Annotated in this window: 15 protein-coding genes; 9 read left to right on the top strand and 6 right to left on the bottom strand. The window is 53.7% G+C overall.

Annotated features, from left to right (window positions below):
- Positions 1–185: 185 nt before the first annotated feature.
- Positions 186–1,661 carry a ketol-acid reductoisomerase gene (ilvC, locus tag FN037_RS23520; protein WP_142503274.1) on the top strand — a complete coding sequence of 492 codons (1,476 nt, stop codon included), beginning with the start codon at positions 186–188 and terminating at the stop codon, positions 1,659–1,661.
- Positions 1,662–1,783: 122 nt separating this feature from the next.
- Here ilvC and ppiC read toward each other — a convergent pair whose 3' ends face one another.
- Positions 1,784–2,065, bottom strand: a complete 282-nt coding sequence (gene ppiC / locus FN037_RS23515) for a peptidylprolyl isomerase PpiC (protein ID WP_001140251.1) — start codon at positions 2,063–2,065, stop codon at positions 1,784–1,786.
- Positions 2,066–2,259: 194 nt separating this feature from the next.
- On the opposite strand from ppiC, the gene FN037_RS23510 reads away from it, so the two are divergent.
- The 4 genes from FN037_RS23510 to rep all read left to right on the top strand — a co-directional run bounded on the left by FN037_RS23510 (position 2,260) and on the right by rep (position 6,588).
- Positions 2,260–2,964, top strand: a complete 705-nt coding sequence (locus FN037_RS23510; protein ID WP_142503273.1) for a Crp/Fnr family transcriptional regulator — start codon at positions 2,260–2,262, stop codon at positions 2,962–2,964.
- A gap of 26 nt (positions 2,965–2,990) precedes the next feature.
- Complete coding sequence (locus FN037_RS23505; RefSeq protein ID WP_171034959.1) at positions 2,991–3,740, top strand: nucleoside phosphorylase; 750 nt, start codon at positions 2,991–2,993, stop codon at positions 3,738–3,740.
- Complete coding sequence (pnuC, locus tag FN037_RS23500; RefSeq protein WP_138363232.1) at positions 3,740–4,468, top strand: nicotinamide riboside transporter PnuC; 729 nt, start codon at positions 3,740–3,742, stop codon at positions 4,466–4,468. The genes FN037_RS23505 and pnuC overlap by 1 nt, the downstream gene beginning before the upstream one ends.
- Before the next feature lie 101 nt (positions 4,469–4,569).
- Positions 4,570–6,588: a DNA helicase Rep gene (rep, locus tag FN037_RS23495; protein WP_142503272.1), complete on the top strand. Its 2,019-nt coding sequence runs from the start codon at positions 4,570–4,572 to the stop codon at positions 6,586–6,588.
- Positions 6,589–6,591: 3 nt separating this feature from the next.
- Here rep and FN037_RS23490 read toward each other — a convergent pair whose 3' ends face one another.
- The 3 genes from FN037_RS23490 to FN037_RS23480 are packed head-to-tail and all read right to left on the bottom strand — an operon-like array spanning position 6,592 to position 9,982.
- Positions 6,592–7,554: a PfkB family carbohydrate kinase gene (locus FN037_RS23490; protein WP_142503271.1), complete on the bottom strand. Its 963-nt coding sequence runs from the start codon at positions 7,552–7,554 to the stop codon at positions 6,592–6,594.
- Positions 7,538–8,947 carry a purine-cytosine permease family protein gene (locus FN037_RS23485; protein WP_142503270.1) on the bottom strand — a complete coding sequence of 470 codons (1,410 nt, stop codon included), beginning with the start codon at positions 8,945–8,947 and terminating at the stop codon, positions 7,538–7,540. Before FN037_RS23485 ends, FN037_RS23490 begins: the two co-directional genes overlap by 17 nt.
- Positions 8,948–8,965: 18 nt before the next feature.
- The gene (locus FN037_RS23480; RefSeq protein ID WP_138362066.1) at positions 8,966–9,982 is read right to left on the bottom strand and encodes an ADP-ribosylglycohydrolase family protein; all 1,017 of its coding nucleotides are present in this window, start codon (positions 9,980–9,982) and stop codon (positions 8,966–8,968) included.
- Positions 9,983–10,202: 220 nt separating this feature from the next.
- Here FN037_RS23480 and FN037_RS23475 point away from each other — a divergent pair, with 220 nt between their 5' ends.
- A complete protein-coding gene (locus FN037_RS23475; protein WP_142503279.1) occupies positions 10,203–10,943 on the top strand; it encodes a GntR family transcriptional regulator in 741 nt (246 codons plus the stop codon).
- Between the two features lie 50 nt (positions 10,944–10,993).
- On the opposite strand, the gene gppA is transcribed toward FN037_RS23475, so the two are convergent.
- Complete coding sequence (gene gppA, locus FN037_RS23470; RefSeq protein ID WP_185929297.1) at positions 10,994–12,496, bottom strand: guanosine-5'-triphosphate,3'-diphosphate diphosphatase; 1,503 nt, start codon at positions 12,494–12,496, stop codon at positions 10,994–10,996.
- A 197-nt stretch (positions 12,497–12,693) separates the two neighbouring features.
- The gene (gene rhlB / locus FN037_RS23465; protein ID WP_138362068.1) at positions 12,694–13,959 is read right to left on the bottom strand and encodes an ATP-dependent RNA helicase RhlB; all 1,266 of its coding nucleotides are present in this window, start codon (positions 13,957–13,959) and stop codon (positions 12,694–12,696) included.
- Between the two features lie 342 nt (positions 13,960–14,301).
- Between rhlB and trxA the strand changes: the two genes are divergently transcribed.
- The 3 genes from trxA (at position 14,302) to wecA (ending at position 17,572) form a co-directional block, all read left to right on the top strand.
- Positions 14,302–14,631 (top strand): thioredoxin TrxA, encoded by a 330-nt coding sequence (trxA, locus tag FN037_RS23460; RefSeq protein ID WP_004097507.1) that lies wholly within the window; start codon positions 14,302–14,304, stop codon positions 14,629–14,631.
- Between the two features lie 332 nt (positions 14,632–14,963).
- Positions 14,964–16,223 carry a transcription termination factor Rho gene (gene rho / locus FN037_RS23450; RefSeq protein WP_002883293.1) on the top strand — a complete coding sequence of 420 codons (1,260 nt, stop codon included), beginning with the start codon at positions 14,964–14,966 and terminating at the stop codon, positions 16,221–16,223.
- 245 nt (positions 16,224–16,468) lie between these two features.
- Positions 16,469–17,572 (top strand): UDP-N-acetylglucosamine--undecaprenyl-phosphate N-acetylglucosaminephosphotransferase, encoded by a 1,104-nt coding sequence (wecA, locus tag FN037_RS23445; protein WP_138362070.1) that lies wholly within the window; start codon positions 16,469–16,471, stop codon positions 17,570–17,572.
- Positions 17,573–17,581 lie beyond the last annotated feature (9 nt).

The following is a 17,581-nucleotide window of genomic DNA, read 5'->3' as shown; positions in this document are numbered from 1 at the left end:
GTGAATATATCAATTTCCGCAATAAATTTCCTGTCATATAGTGAGTTCATTCTCTCTTGCACAGACACGGCAAGCGAACCGAACAATATACTCGTTGTCTTTCAAGTCGCAGATGCGTTGCCTTGCCACCTTCCTGCAACCCGAAATTCTTAGAGTAATAACGCACAACATCACGAGGTATCACCATGGCTAACTACTTTAATACACTGAATCTGCGCCAGCAGCTGGCGCAGCTGGGCAAATGTCGCTTTATGGGGCGCGATGAGTTTGCCGATGGCGCAAGCTACCTTCAGGGTAAAAAAGTGGTCATCGTCGGCTGTGGTGCTCAGGGGCTGAACCAGGGCCTGAACATGCGTGACTCCGGTCTGGATATCTCTTACGCGCTGCGTAAAGAAGCGATTGCTGAGAAGCGCGCTTCATGGCGCAAAGCGACTGAAAATGGCTTTCAGGTGGGGACTTACGAAGAACTGATCCCCCAGGCTGACCTGGTGGTTAACCTGACGCCGGACAAACAGCACTCTGACGTGGTGCGTTCCGTGCAGCCGCTGATGAAAGACGGCGCGGCGCTGGGTTACTCTCACGGCTTCAACATCGTTGAAGTGGGCGAGCAGATCCGTAAAGACATCACCGTGGTGATGGTAGCGCCGAAGTGTCCGGGTACCGAAGTACGTGAAGAGTACAAACGTGGTTTCGGTGTTCCGACGCTGATCGCGGTTCACCCGGAAAACGATCCGAAAGGCGAAGGCATGGCGATTGCTAAAGCCTGGGCTGCAGCGACCGGTGGTCATCGTGCGGGCGTGCTGGAGTCTTCCTTCGTTGCGGAAGTGAAATCTGACCTGATGGGCGAGCAGACCATTCTCTGCGGTATGCTGCAGGCGGGTTCTCTGCTGTGCTTCGACAAGCTGGTGGCAGACGGTACCGACCCGGCTTACGCCGAAAAACTGATTCAGTTCGGCTGGGAAACCATCACCGAAGCGCTGAAGCAGGGCGGCATTACGCTGATGATGGATCGCCTGTCCAACCCGGCGAAACTGCGCGCTTACGCGTTGTCCGAACAGTTAAAAGAGATCATGGCGCCGCTGTTCCAGAAACATATGGATGACATCATCTCCGGTGAATTCTCCTCCGGCATGATGGCAGACTGGGCCAACGACGATAAGAAACTGCTGACTTGGCGTGAAGAGACCGGTAAAACCGCATTCGAAACCGCGCCGCAGTTTGAAGGTAAAATCGGCGAGCAGGAGTACTTCGATAAAGGCGTGCTGATGATCGCGATGGTGAAAGCAGGCGTTGAGCTGGCGTTTGAAACCATGGTGGATTCCGGCATCATCGAAGAGTCCGCTTACTATGAATCACTGCACGAACTGCCGCTGATCGCCAACACCATCGCCCGTAAGCGTCTGTACGAAATGAACGTGGTTATCTCCGATACCGCAGAATACGGTAACTACCTGTTCTCTTACGCTTGCGTACCGCTGCTGAAAGAGTTTATGACGACCCTGCAGACCGGCGATTTGGGCAAAGCGATTGCTGAAGGCGCGGTAGACAACGCTCAGTTGCGCGATGTGAACGAAGCGATTCGTGGTCACGCTATTGAGCAGGTTGGTAAGAAACTGCGCGGTTATATGACCGATATGAAGCGTATTGCGGTAGCTGGTTAAATAGGTTGTCGGGTGGGGCTAGCGCTTACCCGACCTACAAAAAGCCATTATTTCGTAGGCCGGATAAGCGCTAGCGCCATCCGGCAAAAAAAGCCCGGTGTTCAGATTCACCGGGCTTTTTATTAGTTGCGATACAGCACTTTAATGATGTGATAACCGAACTGCGTATGCAGCGGGCCGGTGGGTTCCAGCACCGGGCAGGAGAAGACCACTTTGTCGAATGCCGGTACCATCTGGCCCTGGCGGAATTCACCTAAATCGCCGCCGCGTTTACCTGACGGGCAGATTGAATGCTTCTTCGCCAGTTTGCCGAAATCGGCGCCATTTTTGATTTGTTCGAGAAGATCCAGCGCCAGCTTCTCTTCTTTTACCAGGATATGCAGTGCTGCTGCGGTTTTCGCCATTATTTCACTCTCATGTCTCAAAGGTTGCCCGCCACTTTATCATTCCTTAGGGCGTCGGACATATACTCTTCGCCATCGCAGGACAGATGTCCCTCCGGGTTGAATGAACCGGGAGATGAGCAACACTTTTATCAAATATATTTCCTCTTTCACAGGACAGCCGTCCTGTCCCTGCCGTCATGGGGCGAGATAACATGAATACAATGAAAAAAACGGAGTTTTCCGTCGGCTGGTTATCCGGGTTAAGTGAGATTGTTGGCGATCCGCTGCTGTATGAATTACTGAAATACTGTCCTCTGGAAATCATGCAGCGCTGGCGTTTTGAAGAGATCCCGCGTGGCGCTTTTATCTGCCGCCAGGGGGAAGTGTGTCAGCGGTTTTCGCTGATTATTGCCGGTGAGGTTGACGTTTTTTACGAAGCTGAAGATGGGCGCCGCTATCGGCAGGCGCGTTACCGCAAAGGCGACATGCTGGGTGAGCTGGAGATCTTTGAGTCGCGACATTATATCTGCTCTGTTGTCGCGATGGGGCATGTGCGGCTCCTGAGTTTGTCGCAAGAGCATTTCTGCCGCTGGCTGGCTTTAGATAATCATTTTAATCAGCGGATGCTGCGCTTCTTTAGCCAGCAATATTATCAACTGTCGAAAAAGGCCAGCAGCGACAATCTGTACTCGCTATATCAGCGGGTATGTCAGGCATTATGGTTGCGTTATCAACAGGATGGATCGAATAAAATCGTGCTGGACAAGCAGAATCTCAGCCAGGAGTTCGCGGCGACGACCCGCAGTATTAACCGTATTTTGCATGATCTGAAAGCGCTGAGAATTATTGATACCGACGGTGAACGTATTGTGTTGTTAGCCCCTGAAAAATTAAAGCAGGAGGCTGATAACGGATAATCACGAAGAATTAAGGAGACGGGAGAATGTCGCTGCAACCCCATATTCAGTTGAGCAAAGAGATGATCGGTGCGCGATACGCGCTGCTGCCGGGCGATCCGCAGCGGGTCGATCGCATCATCAAATTTCTTGATAATCCCGAGCTGCTTGGCCAGAATCGGGAGTTTCGTGCCGCACGCGGCTGGTATCAGGGCGTTGAGATTTTGGTGCTTTCTACCGGAATCGGCGGGCCATCGACGGCGATTGCGATTGAAGAGCTACGTCAGATCGGCGTAACGACCCTGATTCGTATCGGTAGCTGCGGGGCATTGCAGGATAATCTTGCGCTCGGTGACGTGATTATCGCTCACGCCGCGGTAATGGACGATGGTACCAGCCGAACCTATGCGCCAGAGGGCTACCCGGCCTGCGCTGACCCGCAGCTTACCTGGGAATTGATGGCGCAGGCGCGTCAGATGAATATCCCCGCAGTATGCGGTGTGGTGCGCAGCCATGACAGTTTTTATACCGATCGTGAGGCGGAACTGGATGCACAGTGGTCGGCGCGTGGCATTCTTGGCGCGGATATGGAGAGCGCCGCCCTGATGACCATCGGTTCACTGCGTGGCCTACGCACAGCATCGTTACTTAACGTGGTTGTCGCTCATAACGCCAGCCTGGAGAGCAGCATCAATGATTATGTCCAGCAAGAAGCGTTGTGTCAGCAGGGTGAAGAACGGCAAATTACGTTGGCGCTGCGCGCCATCTATTCCGCTAGCCAGCAAGGAGATCGATGATGGACTTTTTTAGCATTAACAATGTGATGGTCAACATTCCTCTTGGTGAAGGTGGTTATGCATTATCGTGGATTGAAGCCATCGGGACCGTTTTTGGTCTGCTGTGCATCTGGTACGCCAGCCGGGAAAAAATTATCAACTATCTGTTTGGTCTGATTAACGTCACTCTGTTTGCGGCGATTTTTTTCCAGATTCAGCTCTATGCCAGTCTGCTGCTACAGGTGTTTTTCTTCGCCGCCAACATTTATGGCTGGTATGCGTGGAGCCGACAAAACGAGGCGCAAGAGGCTGAACTCAAGGTACGCTGGCTTTCTCGTCAGCAAACCCTGGTGCTGGGCGGCGTCTGCGTGGTGGCGATTATTTTGCTCACGCTGTTTATCGATCCGGTGTTCGCGGCGCTAACCCGCATTATGCTGGCGTTGCTGCATACGGTGGGTATCCAGGTCGCGATGCCAGAACTACAGCCGGACGCATTCCCGTTCTGGGATTCCACCATGCTGGTATTGTCGATCGCGGCGATGGTACTGATGACCCGTAAATATGTGGAAAACTGGCTGCTGTGGGTGGTTATCGACGTGATTAGCGTGGTGATTTACGCGGTGCAGGGGGTCTATGCCATGTCGCTTGAGTATGTCCTGCTGACGGCGATCGCGGTAATGGGCTCGTACAGCTGGATCAAGAGCGCACAGCGTAACGGCTATACGCCGCTTTCCACCAGTGCTTCCTGATTAACGTTCCCCTGGCTGCCTGAAAGGGCAGCCTGTTGCTCCTTCGTCCCCGCTTTCTGCTACAATCTCCACCCCGTTCGAAGATTGAGCAAAATACTCCCATGCGTTTAAACCCTGGCCAACAACAAGCCGTCGAATTCGTTACCGGACCGTGCCTGGTGCTGGCGGGCGCCGGTTCTGGCAAGACCCGCGTTATTACCAACAAAATCGCCCATCTGATCCGTGGCTGCGGCTATCAGGCGCGTCATATCGCGGCAGTGACCTTTACCAATAAAGCGGCGCGTGAAATGAAAGAGCGCGTCGGGCAAACGCTGGGGCGCAAAGAGGCGCGCGGTTTGATGATCTCCACTTTCCACACGCTGGGGCTGGATATTATCAAACGCGAGTATGCCGCATTGGGGATGAAATCGAACTTCTCGCTGTTCGACGATACCGATCAGGTGGCGTTGCTGAAAGAGCTCACCGAAGGGTTGATTGAAGATGATAAGGTGCTGCTCCAGCAGCTGATCTCCACGATCTCCAACTGGAAAAACGATCTGAAGACCCCTTCGCAGGTTGCGGCGGGAGCAAAAGGGGAACGGGAGCGGATTTTTGCGCATTGTTACGGGCTGTACGATGCGCATATGAAAGCCTGCAACGTACTCGACTTCGACGATCTGATCCTGCTGCCGACGCTGCTGTTGCAGCGCAACGAAGAGGTACGGGAACGCTGGCAGAACAGAATTCGTTATCTGCTGGTGGATGAATATCAGGATACCAATACCAGCCAGTATGAACTGGTGAAATTGCTGGTGGGGCAGCGGGCGCGCTTTACGGTGGTAGGCGACGACGATCAGTCAATCTACTCCTGGCGCGGCGCGCGTCCGCAAAACCTGGTGCTGTTAAGCCAGGATTTCCCTGCGCTGCAGGTGATAAAGCTGGAGCAGAACTACCGCTCTTCCGGGCGTATTCTGAAGGCGGCCAATATCCTGATTGCCAATAACCCGCACGTTTTTGAGAAGCGTCTGTTTTCCGAACTGGGTTACGGCGCGGAGCTGAAGGTGCTCTCCGCGAATAATGAAGACCATGAAGCGGAACGCGTGACCGGCGAGCTGATCGCCCATCACTTTATTAATAAAACCGAATATAAGGATTATGCGATCCTTTATCGCGGCAACCACCAGTCGCGGGTTTTTGAAAAGATGCTGATGCAGAACCGCATCCCGTACAAAATTTCCGGCGGCACCTCGTTCTTTTCTCGCCCGGAAATTAAAGACCTGCTGGCCTATCTGCGGGTGTTGACCAACCCTGATGATGACAGCGCCTTCCTGCGTATCGTCAATACGCCGAAGCGTGAAATCGGTCCGGCGACGTTGCAAAAGCTGGGCGAGTGGGCGATGGGGCGTAACAAAAGTCTGTTTACCGCCAGCTTCGATATGGGTCTGACCCAGACGTTAAGCGGGCGCGGCTATGACGCGTTAACCCGCTTCACCCACTGGTTAAGGGAAATTCAGCAGCTTTCAGAGCGTGAGCCGATCGCCGCCGTCCGTGACCTGATCCGCGGGGTGGATTATGAATCCTGGCTATATGAAACGTCGCCCAGCCCGAAAGCCGCCGAAATGCGGATGAAAAACGTCAATACGCTCTTCTCGTGGATGACTGAAATGCTGGAAGGCAGCGACATCGATGAACCGATGACGCTCACTCAGGTTGTTACCCGCTTCACGCTGCGCGATATGATGGAGCGCGGCGAGTCGGATGAGGAGATGGATCAGGTGCAACTGATGACGCTTCATGCTTCAAAAGGGCTGGAGTTTCCGTACGTCTATCTGGTTGGCATGGAGGAGGGGCTGTTGCCGCACCAGAGCAGTATTGATGAAGACAATGTCGATGAAGAACGCCGTCTTGCCTACGTTGGTATTACCCGCGCGCAGAAAGAGCTGACTTTTACCTTATGCAAAGAGCGTCGCCAGTACGGCGAACTGGTGCGGCCTGAGCCGAGCCGTTTCCTGCTGGAATTGCCGCAGGATGACCTGATCTGGGAGCAGGAGCGCAAAGTTATTTCGGCGGAAGAGCGCATGCATAAAGGTCAGGCGAACGTCGCCAACATCCGGGCGATGCTGGCGAAAGCGCGTAAATAGCGGTTAACGGCTCTCTTCCTGTCGCAGCTGGAACTGGCGTAGCTGCTGGCGGGTGGGGGTGCCGTCAGAACCAGGTTTACTGACGACGATCGCCGCCACCTGGTTGCCCAGCAGCGTGGCCTGACGCAAATTCATCCCGCAGGCCAGCCCGGCGATCGCGCCCGCGCAGTGGCTGTCTCCCGCGGCAATGGTGTCGTGAACCTTCACACGACAGGCCGGGATCGGCTGCGGCTCCGCGTTGGGCTCGACTACCCAGGCGCCTTCCTTATCAAACCGACAAATCGCCCGCAACTGCCAGTCTCTGGCGAGCCGTGAGGCGGCGTCAGGCGTGGCGCCATCCAGGTCATACAAACGTGCGCATAGCGTTCTGAGTTCATCGCGGTTCAGGGTGAGAACGGGACGTTTTCGCAGTAACGCCTGAATAAAGTGAATATCCAGATCGTCCAGGCGGGGGCCAAAATCAACGAATAGCGTCTTATCCTCCGTAAGCGCGAGGATCCACTGGCGCAGCTCTGCGCTGGCCAGTTCGTAACCTGAAACATAAATGATAGCGCCCTTCGGCTGCGGGATTTGCGCCAGCAGGCCGGCGTTCCAGTGCTGCTCGCAACCCTCAATGGTGATAAACGTCCGCTCTTTGTTTGCCTCAACGAGAGCCAGACACCAGCCGTTATCGTGGTCAGGGTGACGTAAGAGTACGGGTAAATTTTCCTGCGCCATTTTTTGCGCCACGGCTTGCCCCCACTCGCCGTTGCCTACCGGTATGGCGTTAACAGGGGCCAGTTCAAGGCGCGAGAGCGCGCGGGCGACATTAAACGCGCAGCCGCCAATCTGCCGTCCACCGTCGCAAGCGGAGATATCGCCACCGCTTTGCGGCAGCGTATCGAGATGGAGAATCATGTCGACAAAAGCGGCGCCGATAACCACGATCGGCCGCTGCGGCGATAGCCGATCAGCCGTTATTATCATGATAAGCCCCCTTTTTGGCTCCGAACATGAGATACAGCATCAGGCTCAGAATAAAAGAGATGAACAGTCCGAGGCTGGAATCCGCGAAAATCCCGACGGCAAAGGGCCCGTCGATAAAGCCGGTTTTCGATACCATCAATCCAGCCAGCGCGCCGACAATCCAGCAGGCGAGCGCGATTCGGTTTGCGCCGCTTTCGCGGAATAAGTCCGCTTCGGCATATCCGCCATGGCGGCGCAGCCGGTAAAAATCGACGATAAAAATGGCGGCCCAGGCGGCCAGAAAGACGCCGCAGAAAATCAGGAATGCGATGAACGGCCCGAGAAAATCTTTCGAGACGAACAGCACGTAGAGGGCGATCCCCAGCACCAGCATGGCGTCCAGGGCGACGGCGGAACGTTGCTGTAGCTTGATCCCCATGCTTAACAGGTTAAGACTGGCGGAATAGAGGCTCAGGACGGCGATCGTCACAACCCCGGCGGTCGCGGCGGCCAGATAGGGGATTGCCATCCAGGAAGGCAGCAGTTTGCCGATCGCGGAAATCGGGTTCTCGCTGGACGCCAGATCGGGGATCTGGGCGGTAAGCAGTATGCCGGTGAGCATCAGCAGCAACAGGGGAACGGCGGCGCCGCTGACGACGGCGAGAAAAATGCGCTTTTCACCGGAACCAGGATGCTGATCCCGGCTATAGTCGGCGCCGGCGATAGCCCAGCTGATACCGGTGCCTGCGGCAATAATAGAGACTGCCGGGAGAAAGCCGGTCATCCAGTTGCCCGGAGGCAGCGCGAGGATGGCCTGCCAGTCTGCGGTAAACAGTAAATAAATCACCACCAGCAGCGTCATGGCGCCAAAGATACGGGTGATCCATTTTTGCATCATCAATACGGCATTCTGGCCGAGCACGCTGACCAGCACGGTCAATCCGCCAAACAGAAAAAGTGATAACGCGGTGGTGGTCAGACTCTCTGCAAACCCCATGGCGGCAAACATCGCGACGAGCGTGAGCGTGCCGGTAATCATATTCACCGATTCCCAACCCATCAGGTTGATCCAACAAAAGCTGGTGGGCGCGATATTACCGCGTTTGCCAAATATGATGCGGGAGAGCGTCAGCGTCGTGGTGCGCCCAATTTTTCCGGCGATACTGGTTACCCCAACCAGCGCAAAGGAGGCGACTCCCGCCACGGCGGCAAGTATCGACTGCCAGAATGAGAGCCCGAACGACACAATGACCGCGCCGTAAACGACCCCGAGAATGCCGATATTCGCCGCGCACCAGACGAAAAATAGCTGGATCGGTTTTTGGGTCTGGTGGACGGGAGGTACCAGACCGATTCCCAGCTCCGCCATGCCGGGGGTCTGGATGGTGCCATCGTATGAAGCTTTGCTGTCCATATAGATACCCTCTATGAATTATGCGAAGCGATAACCTGCAAGTTGCTGTGCGTAAGGCGTGAAGTCTATATTGTTGGCCTGATTAATCTGGTGTATTGCGTCTTCAGGGAAGGCGTCGATTCCATGAAGCGCGCCGCAGATAGCGGTTGCCATCGCGCCAATGGTGTCAGTGTCGCCGCCCAAATTTGCCGCCAGCATGGCGCATTTCATTGGCTGCGTTCCGGATAGATCGACCAGCGCAATTGCTGCGGGGACGGATTCGATGACATCCATACCAGCACCGATATCCGTATAAATACGATCAATGCCTTTCAGGTGATCTGTTTCCCCCGACATCTTTTCCAGCGCCAGCTGGATGCGATTACCGAGAAGTGGACTAAAAGTGGACTCATAATGGCGCTGAGTTTCGTTCGCCAGCGATACCAGCTCCGTTTTGATTAATGACCAGTCGGCACTTTCAATGGCGCGACTGATGGCCCAGGCAATTACCACCGCACCGGCAATGGCGATATCTGATTTGTGTGTAGGCAGGCAGGACAGCCGTACTTGCTCAATGAAAAAGGCTTTGTCCCGGGTTGGCAGCAGGCAACCCATCGGCGCCACGCGCATTGCCGCGCCGTTGGTCACGCCGTTGGCGGCGATGTCATCCAGCAACTGCCCCTGCTCAAGTGCAATCAGGGACGCTTTCGAGGTCGGGCCGAGGATATTTTTTTCAAATGCCTGACAGCCTCTGGCCCACAGCAGAATATGTCTGGCGATAAGCAGTGGATTGGTGACACCGTTGTTTTCATTCAGCGCATCCATCAGTGCGATACACTGATGGGTATCATCGGTGAATTCAGCGGCGTTAAATTCGCAGGCGGCGATATTTTCTTTCGGACCGGGAAGAAAGCGTTCTATCCAGCCAAAATAGTTAATGATTCGACGCTTAGCCCATAATTCAGAAGGCATTCCCATTGCATCGCCAGTGGCTTGCCCGTAAAGGCAGCCAAGAATGCGGCGTTCCGCGGTAGACGCAGGGCGAATATCAGACATCAATGACTCCCGGCAAGAAGTGAACAAAAGTTATACTGAAAATAGATCCAGATTAAGTCCAGTTAAAGTCCTTTATCATCACACTGTGATCGACGGGACATTTTGATGATAAGAAGGGAGGCGGGAGCGTGCCGGGAGATGCGATGATGGCGCTACAGATTCCAGTATGGATCCACTATGATAAATCCACAGCCACATAATTCTGGAAGGCCACGAAATGATGCCGCAACCGCTGCTTGAGTACATAAAAGCTCGCCTGAATGCAGAGGCGCCCGCGCCGCTTTATATGCAACTAAAACAAGCTATTGAAGCAGCGATGGCGGATCGGTTACTGACTCATGGCAGTATTTTGCCCTCTGAACGTAAAATGTCTCAGGCGCTTGAATTATCACGGGTGACGGTGGTGAAAGCGCTGGAGGCTTTGCAGGAAGGCGGGCGGGTTATCAAGCGGCACGGGAAAGGGACGGAAGTGAATCAGCCGGTAAGTTATAACCTTGCCAGCGGCGGATTTTCTGCCCAGCTACAACATGCCGGGACGCTGTCCGACCGCTGGCTGGTGAGGGAAAAACTGGCGGCGGATGACGTTCTGGCACGTGAACTGGAGATAGCTGTCGGGGAGCGCGTGGCGAAAATAAAACGCGTACGCCTGGTAGATTCCCTGCCGGTTTCTATCGAGACCATGTTTATCCCGGCGCGTTTCTTGCCACGCCCGGATTTATTCGAAGGTTCACTGTATGCTCACTGGGCTGAAAACGGAATTTTTCCCGATCTTCAGGATTACTCCCTGACGGTACATGTCCCTTCGGCAGAAGAACTGAGTTTACTGGATTTACCGCATGGGGTCCCATTAATGAAAATTACGCTGAAAAGCCGTAACGCTCAGGGAGACGTGCTGGAATACGGAACCGCGTTTTGCCTGAGCAATTACTTCAATTTTGATTTCAGGGTGAAGCTACAATAACGGGGCGTCGCACCAACGCACCCGCAACCTGAAATATGACGGATATCAACTCAGGATGGCTGTTCTTTGATCAACAGCGGCCAGTGAACGTAACTTTGCCACTGGCACTCCTGTTCTACCATTTCCTGGCCCAGCGGATGATTTTCCAGCCAGCTGTGCGGCAGCGTCAGCGTCAAACTTTCATCTTCGGCGGCCAGCGTAATCATCGGCAGCAAATCGTCGCGTCGGCGACTGGCGAACAGAATAGCCAGTCTCAGCAGGCGGCACATATGCTCCGCGACCTTCGGCGGAACCGCGTTTTGTTGATGAATTGAAGAGAGGTCGACAGCATTGGTCTGGTTTAACAGCAGCGTGGCCAGCAGCTTCTTTTGCGCAGGCGTAAAGCCGGGCAGGTCGAGATTGCGTACCAGCCAGGCGGAATGCAGCGGTGCTTGTTTGTATTCCACGCTCAGGCCGATTTCATGCAGCTGACAGGCACTTTGCAGCAGATCGAAGCACAATGGCTCAATTTCCCAGCGCTTTTCCACCTGGTGAACGAAATGGTCGGCCAGGCGGGCAACGCGTTGTGCCTGAGCGGTATCCACCAGAAACCGGCGCTGAATATTACGTAGCGTGCGGCTACGAATATCCTGATCGACCGACAAATGCAGCATACCGTAAACGAGGCCTTCGCGTAGTGCACCGCCCGCCAGGGTCATACTCTGTATGTTTAGCTCGCTGAAGATAGCCATCAGAATGGCCAGACCGCTGGGGAAAACGAGCGCGCGTTCGAGCGTCAGGCCTTCAATTTCCAGCTCTTCCAGACGGCCACACTGAATCGCGCGCTGTTTAAGCTGCCGGAGCTTATCCAGGGTGATGCGTTCATCCATCCCCTGGGCCATCATGATTTCCTGTAATGCCTGAACGGTGCCGGACGCGCCGACGCACACTTTCCAGCCGTGATAGCGCAGAACATCGGCGACGGGGCGTAATACCTCACGCGCGGCGGTTTCCGCAAGATCGAAATTTTCTTTGGTGAGACTACGATCGGCGAAGTAGCGCTCCAGCCAGGTGACGCAGCCCATCGACAGGCTGAAAAGCGAGGTGGTTTGTGCTCCGGTACCGGTAACCAGTTCGGTACTGGCGCCGCCGATATCCACGACCAGGCGCTGATCCGCGCCGCCGGTGGTATGCGCCACGCCCTGATAGATCAGGCGAGCTTCTTCTTCTCCGCTGATGACCTGCACCGGGCAGCCGAGGATCTCCTGCGCTTTCTCCAGGAACTCTCCGGCGTTAACTGCCAGACGTAATGTTGCGGTAGCAACCACGCGGATTTGCGCCGTAGGGATATCCTGCAAACGCTCGGCAAACAGGCGTAAACATTGCCAGCCGCGCTCCATGGCTTCCGCTGAGAGGGTGTTGTCATTACTCAATCCAGCAGCCAGACGGACTTTACGTTTGATACGATTGAGGGTCTGGATGCTCCCGGCCACCTCGCGTACAACCAGCATATGAAAGCTATTGGAACCAAGATCGATAGCCGCATAGAGCGAGGGGGAACTCATACATTTCATCCTTCAGGCTGCCTCAGTGTTGGCTGCGTTGATTATTCGGCCCGCTCCTGGGACCCAACCCGACGGGGCGTTGTAAGCGGCGTGCAAATCTGTTGCTGACAAATTTATCACCCGAATCACTTACCCGAAAAAGCCCGTCGGGATTCGCTTCTTTGCTGCCCTGATGCAACCTGAATGACGTTGTGTATGGCATATCGTTAACCTGAACGACGACGATTACGGGGCGGACCGTTACGACGCGGGCCGTTGCCAGGGCGCGTACGCGTGAGACGTAGCGGTTTAGGCAGTCCGGTCATCAGCGCATCTGAATTGTATTTGCTTACCGGAATCGAGTGGCCGATATAGGTTTCGATAGCCGGGAGGTTCAGCGCGTACTCTTCACAGGCCAGGCTGATGGAGTGACCACTGGCGCCAGCGCGACCGGTACGACCAATGCGGTGAACGTAATCTTCGCAATCGTCCGGCAGGTCGTAATTGAAGACATGGGTAACGGCCGGGATGTGCAGGCCGCGGGCGGCGACATCGGTTGCGACCAGAATATCAATATCGCCGCGGGTGAATTCATCGAGAATACGCAGGCGTTTTTTCTGCGCCACGTCGCCGGTCAACAGACCAACGCGATGGCCGTCCGCCGCCAGATGACCCCAGATATCTTCACAACGGTGTTTGGTGTTGGCAAAAATAATGGTGCGATCCGGCCACTCTTCTTCCAGCAGCGTCTGCAGCAGACGCATTTTTTCTTCGTTGGAAGGATAGAACAGTTCTTCCTTGATGCGGTGGCCTGTTTTCTGCTCTGGTTCAACTTCGACATATTCGGCGTTGTTCATTTGTTCGAACGCCAGTTCACGTACGCGATATGAAAGGGTGGCGGAGAACAACATGTTCAGGCGCTGATTTGCGGGCGGCATCCGACGGAACAGCCAACGGATATCTTTAATAAAGCCGAGATCGTACATGCGATCGGCTTCGTCAAGGACGACAACCTGAATGGCGCTGAGGTTGATATGGTTTTGTTTGGCATAGTCGATAAGACGACCGGTTGTGCCGATCAGAATATCCACGCCGCTTTCCAGCACTTTCAGCTGTTTGTCATAGCCATCACCGCCGTAGGCCAGACCAAGCTTCAGGCCGGTTGCCCGCGCCAGCGGTTCTGCATCGGCATGAATTTGCACCGCCAGTTCACGCGTTGGCGCCATGATTAGCGCGCGCGGCTGGTTGACCTGGCGGTCAGCGATAGCCGGGTGTGTGAGAAGATAATGAAACGTTGACGTCAGGAACGCCATCGTTTTACCGGTACCGGTTTGCGCCTGCCCGGCGACATCACGACCTTCCAGCGTTAGCGGGAGGGCGAGTGCCTGAATGGGTGTGCAATTATGAAACCCTTTTTTTTCAAGGGCCTCGACGACTGCAGGGTGCAGGGCGAAGTCGGAAAACTTCTGTTCTGTTAAATGTGTTTTGCTCATAGTGTGGTAGAATATCAGCTTACTATTGCATTAAGAAAGCGTATCCGGTGAAATAACGTCAACCTTTCGTTGGCTATGCATGAAATTATTCAAGGTACGTCTGCGGCAACAGAACGCATCCTCGAAAGCTTAGACGACTAAGCGAGCCGAGGGTGGTAAATCTGCGATAAGCCAGTTTGAGCGCAGGTTGCTTTAACGTCTGCCGGTGGGAAGCCTATGATGGGGCTTATCTCGCAGGCAGTGAAAAGATGCACCCTGAAGAACAGCGTGCGTAACGTAGCATTGACACGTCGTTGATGGCTGCGACACCAACACACCAGGCTTATTCCTGTGGAGTTAAATATGAGCGATAAAATTATTCACCTGACTGACGACAGTTTTGACACGGACGTACTCAAGGCTGACGGGCTAACCCTCGTCGATTTCTGGGCAGAGTGGTGCGGTCCGTGCAAAATGATCGCCCCGATTCTGGATGAGATCGCTGAAGAGTATCAGGGCAAACTGACCATTGCGAAACTGAACATCGATCAGAACCCGGGTACGGCGCCGAAATACGGCATTCGCGGCATCCCGACTCTGCTGCTGTTCAAAAATGGCGAAGTTGCGGCGACCAAAGTTGGCGCGCTGTCTAAAGGCCAGTTGAAAGAGTTCCTCGACGCCAACCTGGCGTAAGCGGTTTGTTATTCCGGCGTCCGGGCTCCTATTTTTTGTGGATCTCTGGACGCCCGGCCAGAGTCGTGCTAAGTTAATCCCAGACTTCGTTTTAAACATACCTTTTGTTTGAATCTTGTTTTACCCAAAGCGTCCCGCAGAAAATGCGCGTGAAGCTAATAATTCCTGGCTTATCACTCATTCCGTCTAGTCGTTTCAGTTCTGTGTTTTTTCCTGTGACCAGGCAACGTACAGACACGAGATGAAGGCCGTTAACAGGCATGGATGTTCCTGCCATACCATTCACAACATTAAGTTCGAGAATTACCCCGAGTTTAAGAACCCACATCATTATGAATCTTACCGAATTAAAGAATACGCCGGTTTCTGAGCTGATTACTCTCGGCGAAAATATGGGGCTGGAAAACCTGGCCCGTATGCGTAAGCAGGATATTATTTTTGCCATCCTCAAGCAGCATTCGAAGAGTGGTGAAGATATCTTTGGCGATGGCGTACTGGAGATACTGCAGGATGGATTTGGTTTCCTCCGCTCTGCAGACAGCTCCTACCTCGCCGGTCCTGATGACATCTACGTTTCTCCCAGCCAAATCCGCCGTTTCAACCTCCGCACTGGTGATACCATTTCTGGTAAGATTCGCCCGCCGAAAGAAGGCGAACGCTACTTTGCGTTGTTGAAAGTTAATGAAGTTAACTATGACAAACCGGAAAACGCGCGTAACAAGATCCTCTTTGAAAACCTGACGCCACTGCACGCAAATTCACGTTTGCGTATGGAGCGTGGTAACGGCTCAACGGAAGACTTAACCGCGCGTGTTCTCGATCTGGCATCGCCGATCGGTCGCGGCCAGCGTGGTTTGATTGTGGCGCCGCCGAAAGCCGGTAAAACCATGCTGCTGCAGAATATCGCGCAGAGCATTGCCTACAACCATCCTGATTGTGTGCTGATGGTCCTGCTGATTGACGAGCGTCCGGAAGAAGTGACTGAGATGCAGCGTCTGGTTAAAGGTGAAGTGGTTGCTTCAACCTTTGACGAACCTGCCTCCCGTCACGTTCAGGTTGCGGAAATGGTGATCGAGAAAGCGAAGCGTCTGGTTGAACATAAAAAAGACGTTATCATCCTGCTCGACTCGATTACTCGTCTGGCGCGCGCTTACAACACCGTAGTGCCGGCTTCCGGTAAAGTCCTGACCGGTGGTGTGGACGCCAACGCCCTGCACCGTCCGAAGCGTTTCTTTGGCGCCGCGCGTAACGTCGAAGAGGGCGGTAGCCTGACCATCATCGCGACCGCGCTGATCGATACCGGTTCTAAAATGGACGAAGTTATCTACGAAGAGTTTAAAGGCACCGGTAATATGGAGCTGCACCTCTCGCGTAAGATTGCCGAAAAACGCGTCTTCCCGGCTATCGACTACAACCGTTCCGGTACCCGTAAAGAAGAGCTGCTCACCACGCAGGAAGAGCTGCAAAAAATGTGGATTCTGCGTAAAATCATCCATCCGATGGGTGAAATCGACGCGATGGAATTCCTCATCAATAAACTGGCGATGACCAAAACCAACGATGACTTTTTCGATATGATGAAGCGCTCGTAATTTAAAAAAAGCCAGAGAACGCCACGCTATTGCGTGGCGTTTTGTTTTCCGGGTTTGTATGATCCATGCAGGGAAGAAAAGCGGGTGTAAACGAATGATGTATTCAGCACGATGGCAAAGAGAGTGCGGTGCTTTAACAGCCTAAAATTTCTACAATAAATTTGTAATGTTCTGCCTTTACCCCTTCTGGAGCTGAGATATCGTCGTTATACTTCCCGCATTAACTATGCTGAGAGCACTGCATTGTGAATTTACTCACTGCTATTACTGAATTAATCAGTATTTTCTTATTTACTACCCTGTTTATATTTGTTGCTCGTAAGGCGGCGGAAAAAATTGGGCTAGTGGATAAACCAAACTATCGCAAACGGCATCAGGGATTGATTCCGTTAGTCGGTGGTATCTCAGTATATGCAGGTATATGTTTTACATTTGCCATTGCCGATTATTATATTCCCCATGCCCGGCTATATCTTGCGTGTGCCGGGGTACTGGTGCTGGTCGGCGCGCTGGACGACCGTTTCGATATCAGTGTCAAAATTCGCGCGGTTATTCAGGCCGCGATTGCCATCATTATGATGACGGTTGGCCATCTTCATCTGAGTAGCCTCGGGTTTATTTTTGGCGCGTGGGAGCTGGTTCTCGGCCCCTTTGGCTTTTTCCTTACCCTTTTTGCCGTTTGGGCCGCGATCAATGCCTTCAATATGGTGGATGGTATTGATGGCCTGCTTGGCGGCCTCTCCTCTGTCTCATTCGCGGCAATGGGAATCATCCTGTTGTTTGATGGTCAATATAGCCTGGCGATGTGGTGTTTTGCGATGATTGCCGCCATTTTACCCTATATTTTACTTAACCTCGGCGTGCTTGGCCGTCGCTATAAGGTCTTTATGGGGGACGCCGGCAGTACCATGATTGGTTTCACTATCATCTGGCTGCTGCTGGAGACCACGCAGGGAAAAACGCATCCTATTAGCCCGGTAACCGCATTGTGGATTATTGCTATCCCGCTGATGGATATGGTGGCGATTATGTATCGTCGTCTGCGTAAAGGGATGAGCCCGTTTTCTCCGGACCGGCAGCATATTCATCACTTGATTATGCGTGCCGGGTTTACTTCCCGCCAGGCGTTCGTTCTGATTACCCTGGCGGCAGCGCTACTGGCGCTGGTTGGCGTGGTGGCGGAATATACCCGCTTTGTTCCTGAATGGGTGATGTTAATACTCTTTTTATTAGCCTTCTTTCTTTATGGCTACTGTATTAAACGCGCGTGGAAAGTGGCGCGCCTGGTTAAGCGCATTAGACGCAGAATACGGCGACACAGCGGCAATAATCCAAAATTAACCAAGTAAATCTGGGGA

The organism is Klebsiella sp. 2680, from assembly GCF_900198535.1.
GTDB classification, from domain to species: Bacteria; Pseudomonadota; Gammaproteobacteria; order Enterobacterales; family Enterobacteriaceae; genus Klebsiella; species Klebsiella indica.
Note: the sequence above shows the minus strand (reverse complement) of the source record. Positions and strands in the feature narration are given on the sequence as shown.